The 13446-nt window shown below is 72.1% G+C and carries 12 protein-coding genes and 1 pseudogene; 8 read left to right on the top strand and 5 right to left on the bottom strand.

Going from position 1 to position 13446, the window contains the following annotated elements; genetic code table 11:
- The first annotated feature begins 7 nt into the window (after positions 1–7).
- Positions 8–832, top strand: a complete 825-nt coding sequence (locus tag MED15_RS30605; RefSeq protein ID WP_112583674.1) for a sigma-70 family RNA polymerase sigma factor — start codon at positions 8–10, stop codon at positions 830–832.
- A 1-nt stretch (position 833) separates the two neighbouring features.
- Positions 834–1121 carry a mycothiol system anti-sigma-R factor gene (rsrA, locus tag MED15_RS30600; RefSeq protein WP_030490399.1) on the top strand — a complete coding sequence of 96 codons (288 nt, stop codon included), beginning with the start codon at positions 834–836 and terminating at the stop codon, positions 1119–1121.
- 140 nt (positions 1122–1261) lie between these two features.
- Here rsrA and MED15_RS34835 read toward each other — a convergent pair whose 3' ends face one another.
- Complete coding sequence (locus MED15_RS34835) at positions 1262–1375, bottom strand: 50S ribosomal protein bL37 (RefSeq protein WP_370453046.1); 114 nt, start codon at positions 1373–1375, stop codon at positions 1262–1264.
- Between the two features lie 182 nt (positions 1376–1557).
- Between MED15_RS34835 and MED15_RS30595 the strand changes: the two genes are divergently transcribed.
- Entirely contained in the window at positions 1558–1779 is a 222-nt protein-coding gene (locus tag MED15_RS30595; protein WP_181518367.1) for a biotin/lipoyl-binding carrier protein, read from the top strand.
- Positions 1776–2285, top strand: a complete 510-nt coding sequence (locus MED15_RS30590) for a GNAT family N-acetyltransferase (RefSeq protein WP_112583673.1) — start codon at positions 1776–1778, stop codon at positions 2283–2285. Before MED15_RS30595 ends, MED15_RS30590 begins: the two co-directional genes overlap by 4 nt.
- Here the strand turns inward: MED15_RS30590 and MED15_RS30585 are convergent.
- Positions 2186–2905: pseudogene (locus MED15_RS30585) on the bottom strand (TetR/AcrR family transcriptional regulator). The gene MED15_RS30590 and the pseudogene MED15_RS30585 sit on opposite strands and share 100 nt — an antisense overlap.
- A gap of 111 nt (positions 2906–3016) precedes the next feature.
- Between MED15_RS30585 and MED15_RS30580 the strand changes: the two are divergent.
- Positions 3017–4603, top strand: coding sequence for an MDR family MFS transporter (locus tag MED15_RS30580; RefSeq protein ID WP_091406083.1), 1587 nt, complete (start codon positions 3017–3019; stop codon positions 4601–4603).
- 31 nt (positions 4604–4634) lie between these two features.
- On the opposite strand, the gene MED15_RS30575 is transcribed toward MED15_RS30580, so the two are convergent.
- Positions 4635–6476: a tetratricopeptide repeat protein gene (locus tag MED15_RS30575; RefSeq protein ID WP_112737589.1), complete on the bottom strand. Its 1842-nt coding sequence runs from the start codon at positions 6474–6476 to the stop codon at positions 4635–4637.
- 189 nt (positions 6477–6665) lie between these two features.
- Between MED15_RS30575 and MED15_RS30570 the strand changes: the two genes are divergently transcribed.
- Both MED15_RS30570 and MED15_RS30565 read left to right on the top strand, forming a co-directional pair.
- Positions 6666–7697: an SIS domain-containing protein gene (locus MED15_RS30570; RefSeq protein WP_112583670.1), complete on the top strand. Its 1032-nt coding sequence runs from the start codon at positions 6666–6668 to the stop codon at positions 7695–7697.
- Positions 7698–7722: 25 nt separating this feature from the next.
- Positions 7723–9315, top strand: coding sequence for a PAS domain-containing sensor histidine kinase (locus tag MED15_RS30565; RefSeq protein WP_112600963.1), 1593 nt, complete (start codon positions 7723–7725; stop codon positions 9313–9315).
- Between the two features lie 398 nt (positions 9316–9713).
- Here the strand turns inward: MED15_RS30565 and MED15_RS30560 are convergent, their stop codons facing one another.
- Together MED15_RS30560 and MED15_RS30555 are read right to left on the bottom strand one after the other, a co-directional pair.
- Positions 9714–11222 carry a glycosyltransferase family 39 protein gene (locus MED15_RS30560; protein WP_112737587.1) on the bottom strand — a complete coding sequence of 503 codons (1509 nt, stop codon included), beginning with the start codon at positions 11220–11222 and terminating at the stop codon, positions 9714–9716.
- Positions 11223–11258: 36 nt separating this feature from the next.
- Positions 11259–12284, bottom strand: coding sequence for an aldo/keto reductase family protein (locus MED15_RS30555; RefSeq protein WP_112725342.1), 1026 nt, complete (start codon positions 12282–12284; stop codon positions 11259–11261).
- A gap of 63 nt (positions 12285–12347) precedes the next feature.
- On the opposite strand from MED15_RS30555, the gene MED15_RS30550 reads away from it, so the two are divergent.
- Positions 12348–13259 (top strand): ArsR/SmtB family transcription factor, encoded by a 912-nt coding sequence (locus MED15_RS30550; protein ID WP_112737585.1) that lies wholly within the window; start codon positions 12348–12350, stop codon positions 13257–13259.
- Positions 13260–13446: the final 187 nt, after the last annotated feature.

Raw genomic sequence — 13446 nt, 5'->3', positions numbered from 1 at the left:
GTGACCGGTGCCAACCGAGACACGAAGCCTGGAACGGGACGAGCGGGACGCCCGGCAGCTGAAGCGGCTGCTGGATGGCCCGGAGTGGCCCGCGACGGCGGGACCGGGCGGGGTGGGTGCGGTGAGCACGGGCACACCGGCCGGAAGTGAATCTGCGGGCAGGTCCGTGCGCGTATCCTCGGCGGGAAAGCATCCGACGCGAGGGGATGTGCGGTTGACCACCGAGAAGACGGACGAGCGCAGGGCCCGATTCGAGCGGGACGCGATGCCATTCGTCGATCAGCTCTACGCTGCTGGGCTGCGAATGACACGCAACCCGGCGGATGCCGAGGACCTGGTCCAGGAGACGTACCTGAAGGCGTACGCGGCCTTCCACCAGTTTGAGCAGGGCACGAACCTCAAGGCCTGGCTCTACCGGATCCTGACCAACACCTACATCAACTCCTACCGCAAGCGGCAGCGCCAGCCGATCCAGGCGCCCACCGAGGAGATCACCGACTGGCAGCTCGCCGAGGCCGAGTCGCACACCTCAAGCGGGTTGCGCTCGGCCGAGACGGAGGCACTGGACCGGCTGCCGGACAGTGACGTCAAGGAGGCCCTCCAGCAGTTGCCGGAGGAGTTCCGCCTGGCCGTCTACCTCACCGATGTCGAGGGCTTCTCCTACAAGGAGGTCGCGGACATCATGGGCACGCCGATCGGCACCGTGATGTCGCGTCTGCACCGGGGCCGTCGTAATCTGCGCAAGCTGCTCGAGCGTTACGCGGGAGAGCGGGGCTTCAGTGCGGCCCGCTCGGCGAAGGGCTCGACCGCCGCTGCCGGCCGGGAGGTGTGACGTGAGCTGTGGGGAGCCGCACGAGACGGACTGCCGCGAAGTGCTCGCGGAGGTGTATCTCTACCTGGATCTGGAGTGCGCCGACGAGCGCCGCTCACTGATCCGGCACCACCTGGACGAGTGCGGGCCCTGCCTGCGCGAGTACGGGCTGGAGCAGGAGGTGCGGGCGTTGGTGGCGCGTTGCTGTGGCAACGAGACCGCGCCGGATCAGCTGCGCGAGCGGCTGCGGGTCAAGCTCACCGAGCTGGTCGTTTTCGAGACCAGCGACTCCCGTGAGCTGGCCGACTGATCGTCTGAGCTGGCCGACCGAGCGTCGGCACGAGCTGGCAAGACCGGTGGCCCGGGTCGATGTCGACCCGGGCCACCGGTGTGCCCGGCCTCCGGCCGGGTCGAGCTGAGCGGCGACGGGCAACCGGCCCGTCGACCCGTTCAGGAGTTGGGACGCTTGCCGTGGTTCGCGGCGTTCTTCTTACGAGCCTTCTTCTTCCGGGACTTCTTCGCCATGCTGACCTCCTCGTGATGGGTCGGATCCGTCCTGCGCACGACCTCGGCGCGGATGCGGCCACCGGCGGTCCGGCGTCGGGTCCGACCCGCTGATGGTAGTGCTGTCGACACCCGCCGCCTTCCCCAGGGCGGGCCTGCCATCCCGGCTGTGCCGCTGCGCGCCCACCACCGGTCGACGCATGATTGGATACATCGGCAGGCACGTCGCGAAGAGGGAGGGCCTGGACATGGCCGAGGAGATCCGCGCCGAGATGGTGGCCAACGTCTGGAAGGTCGTCGCCACGGCGGGTGACACGGTGACCGAGGGCGACACCCTGGTGATCCTCGAGTCGATGAAGATGGAGATCCCGGTCGTCGCCGAGTCCGATGGTGTGCTCCAGCAGCTCGTCGTCAACGAGGGCGACGTCGTGCAGGACGGTGACCTGATCGCCGTGATCGCTTGACCGGGTTGCGGGTCCGTCCGGCCGAGTCGGCCGACTTCCCGGCGGTGGCCCGGCTGACCGTGGCCGCGTACGAGGCGGACGGCCAGCTCAAGGGCGAGCACGGGTACGGCGAGGTGCTGGCCGACGTGTCGACCCGAGCCGCCAGTGGCGAGGTGCTGGTCGCGGTCGACGAGGTGACCGGGGCGGTGCTCGGCTCGGTGACGTTCGTGCTGCCGGGCACCCCGTTCGCCGAGCTGGCCGGGCCGGGCGAGGCGGAGTTCCGGATGCTCGCGGTCGACCCGGGCGCTCAGGGGCGGGGTGTGGGTGCCGCGCTGGTCGAGGCGTGTGTCGACCGGGCGACAGTGTTGGGTTGCACGGCGGTGGTGATCTGCGTACGGGCCGGGATGGCTGATCCGGCGCACCGGCTCTACTCGCGGCGCGGTTTCGTCCGTTCGCCGGAGAAGGACTGGTCGCCGCTGCCGGGTGTGGACCTGCTCGGCCTTCGGCTGGAGCTGACGCGCGGCTGAGCCGGCGACCGACGAGCCCGGGCCGGCGCGGTCACGCCCGGTCAGGCGTTGGGCTGCGTGCCGATGGCGGCCAGCAGTTCGTCGGCCACCTCCAGGGCGAGCTTGCGGCGTTCGTCGTCGCTGATGTGCGGCGCGCGGACCGCGAACCAGCTGGTGTGCACCGCGAAGATTGACAGCGCGGCGCGTAGCTGGGCGGCGGGGGATTCATCGCCCCGGCAGAGCGCGTCCGCCAGCTCCAACATCCGACCGCGCATCTTCTGCCCGGAGGAGAGGCTCTTGAGCGCGGTCTGGTTCTGCTCGAAGAAGCGCATCACCGACGGCTGGGTGCCGTCGAACATCGTGTCGGCGTACCGGGAGATCAGCTCGCGCCGGGTGGCCAGGGTGGCGGGCTGGGTGGCGGCCCAGGCGATCAGTGCGTCCATCCCCTCCAGCCGGTCCTCGACGAAGCTGGCGACGATGTCGTCCTTGCTCTTGAAGTGGTAGTAGAGCGCGGCCTTGGTGACGTTGAGGCGCTCGGCGATTTCCCGGAGCGAGGTCTTCTCGTACCCCTGCTCGGTGAAGAGTTCGAGCGCGACGGCCTTGATCCGTTCCCGCGTTCCGCCGCCTGTGCTCTCGCTCACGCACGCCCTCCAAATGGCTTGACCGTTACTCGTACCCAACTTACCGTGCGGCTAGTAAGGTGACTAGCCGGGCGGCAAGTAAGTACGGCAATCTTCGGGGGGAGCTTACCCATGACTCAGGCAACCCAGGCCGGCACGCGACCCAACAACATCCGGGTCGTGCTGTTCGGGCTGATGATCGCGATGATGCTCGCGATGCTCGACAATATGATCGTCAGCACCGCGTTACCGCGGATCGTCGGCGAGTTCGGCGGGCTCAACCACTTCACCTGGGTGGTTACCGCGTACGTCCTGGGCACCACCGTCTCCACCCCGATCTGGGGCAAGCTCGGTGACCTCTACGGCCGCAAGTCAGTCTTCCTGACCTCGGTCGTCGTCTTCCTGGTCGGCTCCGCCCTCTGTGGCATGGCCGGCTCCGGGATGCTCGGCGGTCCGGAGGACGGCATGGTCCAGCTCATCGCCTTCCGGGCCGTGCAGGGCCTCGGCGCCGGCGGCCTCATGGTCGGCGTGATGGCGATCATCGGTGACCTGGTCCCGCCCCGCGAGCGCGGGCGCTACCAGGGCATGATCGCCGGCATCATGGCCATCGCCATGGTCGCCGGCCCGCTGGCCGGCGGATTCATCACCGACCACCTCTCCTGGCGCTGGGCGTTCTACGTGAACCTGCCGCTGGGCGGAATCGCGCTGCTCGTGCTGATCACCACCATGCACCTGCCGAAGTACCGCACCGAGCACCGGATCGACTGGCTCGGCGCCGGGCTGCTCTCGGTCGGCATCACCGCGATCGTGCTCATCACCACCTGGGGCGGCAACGAGTACGACTGGACGTCGCCGCAGATCCTCGGTCTGGCCGTGCTGGCCGTCGTCGCGTTGGTGGCGTTCGGCCTGGTGGAACGCCGGGTCCAGGAGCCGATCCTGCCGCTGGCGCTCTTCGCCAACCGCAACTTCGCGCTGATCTCGGTGATCGGCTTCCTGCTCGGCTTCGCGATGTTCGGCGCGATGAACTTCCTGCCGCTCTACCAGCAGACCGTGCAGGGGGCATCGGCCACCAACAGCGGTCTGCTGCTGCTGCCGCTGATGTTCGGCATGCTGGTCGTCTCGCTGGTCATCGGCCGGGCGATCACCCGCAACGGCAGGTACCGGGCGTACCCGATCATCGGTGGTGTGGTGATGACCGCGGGCATGGCGCTGCTGTCCATGCTCGACACCGACACCAGCAAGCTGATGTCCTCGCTCTACATGATCGTGCTCGGCGTCGGCATGGGCTTCCTCATGCAGACGTCGATGCTGATCGCGCAGAACAGCGTGGAGCAGAAGGACCTTGGCGCTGCCAGCGGCGCGGCCACCTTCTTCCGGTCGATCGGCGGCTCGTTCGGCATCTCGCTGTTCGGCGCGATCTTCGCCAACCGGCTGGCCAGCTCCGAGGGCGGTCGGGCCTTCGGTGGCGGCGAGGCCGGCGCCGGCATGGACCTGGAGAAGCTCAAGGAGTTGCCCGCTCAGGCGCGCGAGGCGGTGCTCGGTGGCCTCTCCGACGCCATCTCGCACGTCTTCCTCTGGGCGGTGCTCTTCACCATCGTGATCCCGGTGCTCGCCTGGTTCATCAAGGAGATCCCGCTGCGCACCGCGAACGAGGCGCCGCCGCAGGCCACCCCGGAGGAGGACGCCGAGGTCGCCCTCGGCAAGGCCCCGGTCGCCTGACCCAACCGCGCGACACGCGCCGCGTCGACCGTCACGGTCGGCGCGGCGCGCGCCTGCTCAGGCGTTGCCAGAGGCGGCGCAGAGGGTTGCGGGGGCGGGGGAGCCGGGGGGAGTGGGCGGCCAGCAGTTCGGTGGCCAGTGCCGCCGTCGCCGGATCCAACTGCGGGGCGGCGAGTGCCAGGTGAGCCAGCGAAGCGGCGATCGGGACCGGTCGGCTCCGCGCCACGGCAGCCGCGTCGGCCAGCCGCTCCGCCACAACCCGGGCCACGTCCGACCGCACCGACGGGTCCACCCAGGCGGCGGTGACCAGGGCGAACAGTGCCGCCTCGGTGACCCAGTCCTCGACGCCCCAGATCAGATCGAGCAGCACCCGACGCCGGGTCGAGCCCTCCCACGGCTCGTCGGTGCGGTGGTGCAGCAGCCCCAGACAGGCCCACACCTGCACGCCACGGACCCAGACCGACGGGTCGTGGGCCGCCAGCAGCCGACCCACCGCGTTGGCCGGCGCCGCCGGCGGGTGCACCAACAGGCCGAGCAGGTCGCCCAGGTCGAGGCCGGCCAGGCCCACCGCCGCGTCGTACGCCGCCGGTGGGTGTGCCCACGCCGGGTGAGCGATCTGCCCGATCCGTTCGACCGCCGTCGCCGATGGCGCCGCCAGCGCGGGTGTGGGGACCGCGTCCGCGTAGTGCCACAACCGCGCAGCGGTCTCCCGCCGGGGCTCGCGCGGGTCGGGCTCCGGCGCGCCGACGACCTCGATCCGCAGCCCGGGGGCGGTGGAGATCGCCGTCCCGACCGCGCTCGGCGGGGCGGCGGCGGGTAGGCGGACGGCACCGCCGAGACCGTTGTCGTCATCGGCCACCGCCTGGCGCATCGCGTCGACCAGGGGCCCACCGGCCGGGGTGAGTTGGCCGAGCCAGGGCCGACCTCGGCAGCACTGGGCCAGGTCGCCGTGCTCGTGGCTGTCGTCCGGATGGTCCCGCACAAAGTCGGCGAGCGCGACCAGGTGGGCGAGGTCACCGTCGCGCAGGTGCCGCAGGCGGTGGGCGGTGTGCACAGCGCAGTCGAACGACGGATCGCGCGCCAGCGCCCGCTCGGTCCACTCCAACGCCTCGTCCAGCCGGCCGATCTCAGCCAGGGTGCCGGCGATGTCCGCGTAGATCGCCAGGTCGTCGGGGTCGAGCTCGACGGCCCGACCGAGGGCCGCGAGGCCGTCGCGGGTCCGGCCCGAGCTGCGGTACGCGTACCCGAGCCACACCTCGCCCATCTTCGAGGGCTGTGCGCGTACCCCTCGGGTGGCCCAGCGGACCGCCAGCTCGACCTCACCGAGGCGCCGGGCCAGCGCGGACGCCGCGCCCAGCAGCAGGCCGTGTTCGGGGTGCACGGTGGCGGCGTTGCGGGCGAGCGTGAGGTACGGGGTCAGCGGGGCCCGGCCGATCCGTGGCACCGGGTCGGGCAGTGCGGCGCAGACCTGCATGAGGACGCGGGCGATGTGCTCCGGGTCCAGTCGTTCGGCCAACTCGGGCGCGGTGACCCAGGGCACGCCGGCCCACTCGGTGCCGGGGGCGTACGACGTCGCCGCGGCCAGCAGCTCCAGCCCTTCGGCGGGGCGCCCGGCGGTGGCGAGGAGGTGGGCGCGGGCGACGACCGCACCGACGAAGGTGTGGTGATTGATCGGGAAGAGGTCGAGGCCGCCGCCGATCGTCGCGGCGAGCCGGGCCAGCGTCTCGTGCACCTCCGGCAGGGTGGGGGCCCGTGCCAGAGCGCCGGCGAGGTGGCCGGCGGCGTGGTGCAGGTCGCCCTCGTCGAGTGCCAGCCGGGCCAGCGCCAGCTCCTCCGTCGCGGAGAGCGCGGGATCGTCCGTTCCCTCGGGCACGTCGTCCTCTCGTGGCAGTTAGACCGGGCACAACGGGTAAAGCCTAGTTGATATTGAGATCAACTGGTGATCACCTGCGCAGTCCTGCTCGTTCGATTGCTGAGATACGCTCAAAAGTGCAAGACTGAGCAAGAATCGCGCGGCAACCGCGCAGGGGGAGGGGTTTTCGTGACACGTGCAGGGGCTGGAATGGCCGCCGACATCGACGAGCAGCCAGCTGGCTACGCGCGCCTGCTCTCCGCTGCCAACGCCGCCGAGATCGCCCGGGTGGCGGCGGTCATCGCGGAACGTCGGCCACGGCACGTGGTCTTCACCGCGCGGGGCACCTCTGATCACGCGGCGCTCTACGGGGCGTACCTGACCGAGATCCGGCTCGGCCTGCCCGCCGGGCTGGCGTCGCCCAGCGTCGTCACCCTGTACGGGGCCCGTCCCGACCTCTCCGACGCGCTGGTCGTCGGGGTCAGCCAGAGCGGCGGCTCGCCCGACCTGGCCGAGGTGCTGCGCGCCGCCCGAGCCTCCGGTGCGCTGACCCTCGCGGTGACCAACGCCCCCGACTCGCCGCTGGTCGACGTGGCCGAGCTGAGCGTCGACATCGCCGCCGGGCACGAGCGGGCGGTGGCCGCCACCAAGACGTACACCGCCGAGCTGCTCGCCCTGCTGATGCTGGTGGAGGGGATCCGGGCCGGCGACGGCGTGCTCCCAAAGGCCGAACGGGAGGCGCTCGACGCACTGCCCGAGCTGGCCGCCCGCACCCTGGCCGACGGCACCCCGGCCCAGCTCGCCCCGCGTTACCGGTTCGCCCGTCAGCTGGTCACCACCGGCCGGGGGTACGCGTACCCCACCGCCCGGGAGGCCGCGCTGAAGCTGATGGAGACCTCGTACCTGCCGGCGCTCGCCTTCTCCGGCGCCGACCTGCTGCACGGCCCGCTCGCGATGACCGACCCGGAGGTCCCGGTGCTCGCCGTGGTCGGCTCCGGCCCCGGTGGCCGGTCGATGGGTGAGGTGCTGCCCCGCCTCGGCGAACGCCGCGCCGACGTCGTGGTGGTCGGCTCCGCCGACGTGCCGGGCGCCACCCGGCTGGCCGTCCCCGAGGTCGACGAGCGGTACGCCCCGCTGCTGGACATCCTGCCGATGCAGCGGTTGGCGCTGGCGCTGGCACTCACCCGAGGCGAGGACCCGGACGCGCCGCGCGGGTTGAAGAAGGTCACCGCGACGATGTGAGACGCGGCGTGGCACCCTGGTCACCGTGTCCACGCTGCGCGACCTCGCCGAGGAGCACACCCATCTCCGTCCGGCCGACATCGACCACCTGCACCGGATTGCCGGCGACTGGCAACTGCTCTCCGACCTGTCCTTCGCTGACCTGCTGCTCTGGGTGCCGGTCGACGCCGACGGCACGTTCCTCTGCGTCGCCCAGGTGCGCCCGACCACCGCACCGACCGCCTACCAGGACGACCAGGTGGGTCGGATCGTCGGCGGGCCGGAGGTGGCCCACCTGGGGGTGGCGTACTCCCAGGGCCGTATCTGGCGCGAGGGCGACCCGGTCTGGTACGGCGACGTGCCTGCCCGGCACGAGGCGATCCCGGTTCGGCTGCGTACCGCCGAGGGGGAGGCCGGCGAGGTGATCGCCGTGGTGGGGCGGGACACCAACCTCTCCACCGCGCGTACGCCCAGCCAGCTGGAGCTCAACTACCTCACCACGGCCGACGACCTGGCGCAGATGATCGCGGACGGCACCTTCCCGCCGCCGAGGCATCCGGGCGAGACCACCTCGGCACCCCGGGTCGGCGACGGCCTGGTCCGGCTCGACGCCGGCGGCAAGGTCACCTATGCCAGCCCGAACGCGCAGTCCGCGTACCGCCGACTGGGCTACGCCTCGCACCTGGTGGGGGAGGACCTGGCCGCGTTGCACCGCCGTTTGGCCGGTGACCCGCTGGACGGCACCGAGGCCTCGAACGGCATCCTGGCCGCGCTGCGCGGTGAGGCGCCACCCCGCCGGGAGATCGACGCACGAGGTGCCACGATGCTCACCCGGGCGCTGCCGCTGATGCCGGCCGGGGTGCCGATCGGAGCGTTGGTGCTGGTCCGGGACATCACCGAGGTCCGCCGCCGGGACCGGGCACTGATCACCAAGGACGCCACCATCCGGGAGATCCACCACCGGGTGAAGAACAATCTCCAGACGGTGGCAGCGCTGCTGCGGTTGCAGGCCCGCCGGGTGGCGATGCCGGAGGCCCGGGTCGCGCTTGAGGAATCGGTCCGTCGGGTCGCCTCGATCGCCCTGGTGCACGAGACGCTCTCGATGTCCAGCGACGAGGCGGTGGAGTTCGACGGGATCGTCGACCGGGTGGCCAGCGCGGCGACCGAGGTCGCGGCGACCGAGGTGAGCGTCGGCATGCGCCGGCGGGGCAGCTTCGGTGTACTGCCGGCGGAGATCGCCACCTCGCTGGTGATGGTCCTCAACGAGTTGCTGCTCAACGCCGTCGAGCACGGCTTCCCGCCGGCCGACGAGGCGGACGAGGCGCCGGTGGCCGCCGCCTCCGGCATGGTGCCGGTCGCCGCTCCCGAGGTGGACCCGTCGCTGCGGCCCGAGGTGGTGGTCTCCGCGCACCGGTTCCGCAAGATGCTGCACGTCTCGGTGACCGACAACGGGCGCGGCCTTCCCCCGGACTTCGACGCCGAACGCGGCAGCCGGCTCGGCCTCCAGATCGTCCGAGCCCTGATCACCGGGGAGCTGCGCGGCACCATCGAACTGCGCGCCGGCGCCAACGGTGGCACCGAGGCCATGCTGGTGGTCCCGCTGGCCCGCAGCACCCACGACGGCCGCTCGCAGGCCTGACCGCCGCGCCGCCCGCCTCCTTCCGCGTGCTGCGGACCGGCGGCCGGCCCGGCGGAGGCGCGCCTAGCCGTAGCCAGAGCGCTGGCAGCGCGCGACGCGTTCGCGGGCCCGACGTGGCGGCGTGTCGGGCCCGAGCGGTCTTGCCGTTGTGAGCGATATACCTGTGGGTCATATTTATGACCCACAGGTATATCGGCTACTGAAGTGGTGGCGGTTTGACGGCTGGCGGGGCGACCGGCCGGGGTTTCCGGCGGACCGCCGGCCGGGCTGCGCCGCCAGACCGGGTGATCGGCCGCGGCCGCCCCAGGCGGTGATGGGCCCGAGGGAATGACGGGCCGAGTGGGAATGGCCCGAGCAGCGACGGGCCCGAGGCGGCAACCCGGGGCTGTGTCAACGGGTCAACGGTCCGGGCGGCTGGTCAGCAGGGCGACGGTGAGGCCGGGGCGCTGCCAGACCTGGGTGACGATGAAGTCCCTGCGCAGCGCGTCGCCCTTGGCGCCGGGCACGGCGGCCAGCGGCTCGGTGGGCCGGCCGGAGACGACGAGCCACACCCGTGTCGTACCGGCCAGGCACTGTGCTGGCTGTGAGCACTCGGCGGCCCACAGATCGCCGCGGCGGACCTCGTCCTCGGTGACCAGCACGTCGCGTGGCGGGTCGCTGAGGTGGTACTCGATGCCGAGATCGAGGAAGAGCCAGCTGTGCCGGGGCGAGTAGACCACCGCGTCCCCCGGGCGTTGACCGTCGGCGATCACCCGGGCCGCCCCCGCGTAGTCCACCGGCGCGCTGCGTGGCCACTCGTGGGTCCGTCGCAGCGCGGCCTGGTCGGGTAGGCCGAGCAGCCCGGCCAGGACCACCACGACGAGCGCGGCGGGAGCGGCCACGGCGGCCAGCGCCGCGCCCGCCAGCAGGCACGCGAAGGGCACCACGAAGACCAGGTACCGGGGCACCCACAGCGGTACGACAGTGCCGGCGGCGAAGAGCAGCAGTACGGGCAGCAGCACCGCGCCGACCGGCAGCAGTGCGCGTCGCCCGAGTCGGGCCGCGCCCAGCGCGGCGACCCCGACCAGCAGTCCACCGACCACACTGCTCTGGGTGACGCCGCCGGGCAAGGCGGTGAGGTCGTCCAGCCGGGCCAGGTGGACCCAGTTCAACTGCCGGGACTGCTGGGCCCGGGCCTTGACCAGCAGCGGGCCGGTCAGCAGCGCGACCGGCACCACGGCGACCAGCCACCGCCACACCCGCCGGTCCCGCCCGGCGTCGGGCTGGTACGGGGTGGCGATGCCGGCCGGGGCCGGGCCCCGCCACCAGGCGATGAGAACGACCAGCGCGTGGGCGGCGAGCACTGTGAGCGCGATCAGGTGAATGAGCCCGAGAGCGGCGACGGCAGCGGCGTAACCGGCCCAACGTGCCCAGCTCGGTCGACGCAGCGCGGTCACCAGCAGCACTGTGGCGAGCACGGCGAGCATGGTGGCCAGCGCGTACGGGCGAGCCTCCTGCCCGTAACGGGAGGTGCCGGGGAGCACCGCGAACAGCAGCCCGGCGAAGAGGCCGCCGCGCCGGTCGACGAGCCGCGCGCCGAGCACGGCGAGCAACCCGGCGGCCACTGTCATCGCCAACACTGCCGGTACGCGCAGGGCGATCGTGGAGTCGCCGAAGACCCTCGTCCAGAGGTGCATCAGCAGGTAGTACGGCCCGGTGGCGGCGTCGATGGTGCCGGCCAGTCGGGCCAGGTCGCCGGGCGACCGGGTGGCCGCGCTCCACGTCGCCAGCTCGTCGCGCCAGAGCTGGGCGGATCCCAGCCCGGTCACTGTCACCGCCACTGTCAACAGCGCCGGGGGGAGCCAGACCGGCAGGCGGCGCAGGTGCTCCCACGCCGCTCCGGCCGACCTCTCGGACAATTGCCCCACGGTCCGAGCCTGCCACGGCCACCCCCTCCGTGGGCGTCAGCCGGCGGCAGGTGGCGGGCGCCAGGCGGGCATCACGTCGTTCGGCCGGGCGGTCTTCGCCGGATCACGCTCCACGAGTTCGTCGAGAACGGCGTCGATTTCGGCCATCAGCTCGTCGTCGAGCCGTACCGTGGCCGCCTTGGCCGTCTCGGCGAGCTGTTCGGGCCGTGACGCGCCGACGATCGCGCCCGCCACGGTCGGCCGGCGCAGCACCCACGCCACCGCCAACTGGGCCATCGTGCAGCCGGCGGCCTGGGCGATCGGCCGGAGCTGGCGTACCCGGGAGAGCAGCAGATCCGACGAGTAGCGGGCGATGAACGAGCCACCGAAACCGTCGGTGGCCCGGGAGCCGGCGGGCGGGCGTCGGCCAGGTTCGTACCGACCGGTCAGCACGCCCATCGCGAGCGGCGACCAGGCGAGCTGGCCCAGGCCGAGGTCGGCGCAGGCGGGCGACACCTCGGCCTCCACCACCCGCCACAGCATGGAGTACTGCGGCTGGTTGGCGATGAACGGGATGTGCAGCTCGGCGGCGAGCCGGAGGCCCGCGCGCAGCTGCGGGGCGGTCCACTCGGAGGCGCCGACGTAGAGCACCTTGCCCTGGCGGACCAGGTCGGCGAAGGCGAGCATCGTCTCCGCCAGCGGCACGGTGTCGTCGTACCGGTGCGCCTGATAGAGGTCGAGGTAGTCGGTGCCCAGCCGGCTCAGCGAGGCGTGACAGCCCTCGATGATGTGCTTGCGGGACAGCCCGGCGTCGTTGGCCCCCGGCCCGACCGGCAGGCACACCTTCGTGCACAGCTCGATCGAGCTGCGCCGGACGCCCCTCAGCGCCTTGCCCAACGCCTGCTCGGCCCGCCCCTGGGCGTACCGGTCGGCGGTGTCGAACGTGGTGATGCCCGCGTCCAGGGCAGCGGTCACGCACGCGGCCGCGGCGTCGTCGTCGAGCTGGTTGCCGTGGGTGACCCAGTTGCCGTACGCGACCGCGCTGACGCGCAGGCCCGACCGGCCCAGTTGCCTGTACTCCATGGCGAGAATCGTCGGGCCGCCCGGCGCTGTCGCCGAACCGTTCGAACGTGGTCGAATCGGTGGGTGATCGAGGTCCGGTTCTCGCCCGACGACCTGAGCCGGGTCAGGTTCGTGCACTCGCCCCTGGCCGAGTTGGTGGCCAGCTCCTGGGCGTTACGCAAGCCGGCGAAGTACTGGATGCACCGGCCATGGCGGGAGCGTGCGGAGCGGTTGCTGCCGGATGCCGGCCTGGAACCGCTGTTGGCGGTGCTCAGGTCGTCCAACGGTTACGTGCCGGATTTCCTCACCCCGATCGGAGTGGCACCGAACCTGGCCGCTGAGCTGCGGGCGGTCGCCGGCACCGATCCGTCCCGGATGCGCCGGCAACTGGAGCGGGCCGGCGCACCCCGGCTGTCCCCGGACGAGTTGGTCACGCAACTCCACAGGTACTTCACAGTGCTGATCGCACCGGACTGGCCCCGGCTGCGGGCGCTCGCGCTGGCCGACATCCGGCGGCGGACGCTGCTCGCCGCAGAGCAGGGCGGGCGGACCCTGCTTCGCGAGGTGCACCCGTTGATCCGGTGGGACGGCGCGGCGCTGCGGGTCGCCGTCGGCACTACAGTGCCGGCCGCCCTGGACGGACGCCCGTGGACGCTGCTGCCCACCGCTTTCTCCGGGCCGACGGTGCACGCGATCATGGAGGGCGACGCCGGGCCCGCCCTCTGCTATCCACCGACCGGGCTGGGCGGGCTGTGGGATTCGCCGGCGCCCAGCGCGGCGCTCGGCGCCCTGCTCGGCGGTACCCGGGCGGCGGCGCTCTCCCTGCTCGACTCGCCGCTGAGCACCGGGGAGCTGGCCGCGATGCTGGGTCTCGCGCCGGCGACGGCGTCGCACCACCTCACCACGCTGCGGGACAACGGCCTGATCGTCGGCGTACGACAGGGGCGGGTGGTGCGTTATGCCCGAACTGTCCTTGGTGACCAGCTGGTCGGCTGAGCCGCGGCCCGTGATGTGGGATCCAGCACGCGGACATTGGCCGGCCCCCTTGGGGTGTGGCAGCATGGGCCCATGACCGCCGCAGTCGTCCGCCGCTTCGTGGCACGTCGCCACGTCGATTACGGCCGCGTGCGCAGCGCGATCTGTCCGGCCTACTGACGACGCCCGACCATTCTGTCTCGGGCGC

It is taken from the genome of Micromonospora noduli (assembly GCF_003264475.1).
GTDB classification, from domain to species: domain Bacteria; phylum Actinomycetota; class Actinomycetes; order Mycobacteriales; family Micromonosporaceae; genus Micromonospora; species Micromonospora noduli.
This window is presented reverse-complemented; position numbering and strand designations above follow the sequence as displayed.

Excerpts from the sequence above, each read along its gene's own strand:
- MED15_RS30555 (WP_112725342.1), bottom strand. The coding sequence starts at position 12,284 with ATGGAGTACAGGCAACTGGGCCGGTCGGGCCTGCGCGTCAGCGCGGTC.
- MED15_RS30570 (WP_112583670.1), top strand. The coding sequence starts at position 6,666 with ATGGCCGCCGACATCGACGAGCAGCCAGCTGGCTACGCGCGCCTGCTC.
- MED15_RS30580 (WP_091406083.1), top strand. The coding sequence starts at position 3,017 with ATGACTCAGGCAACCCAGGCCGGCACGCGACCCAACAACATCCGGGTC.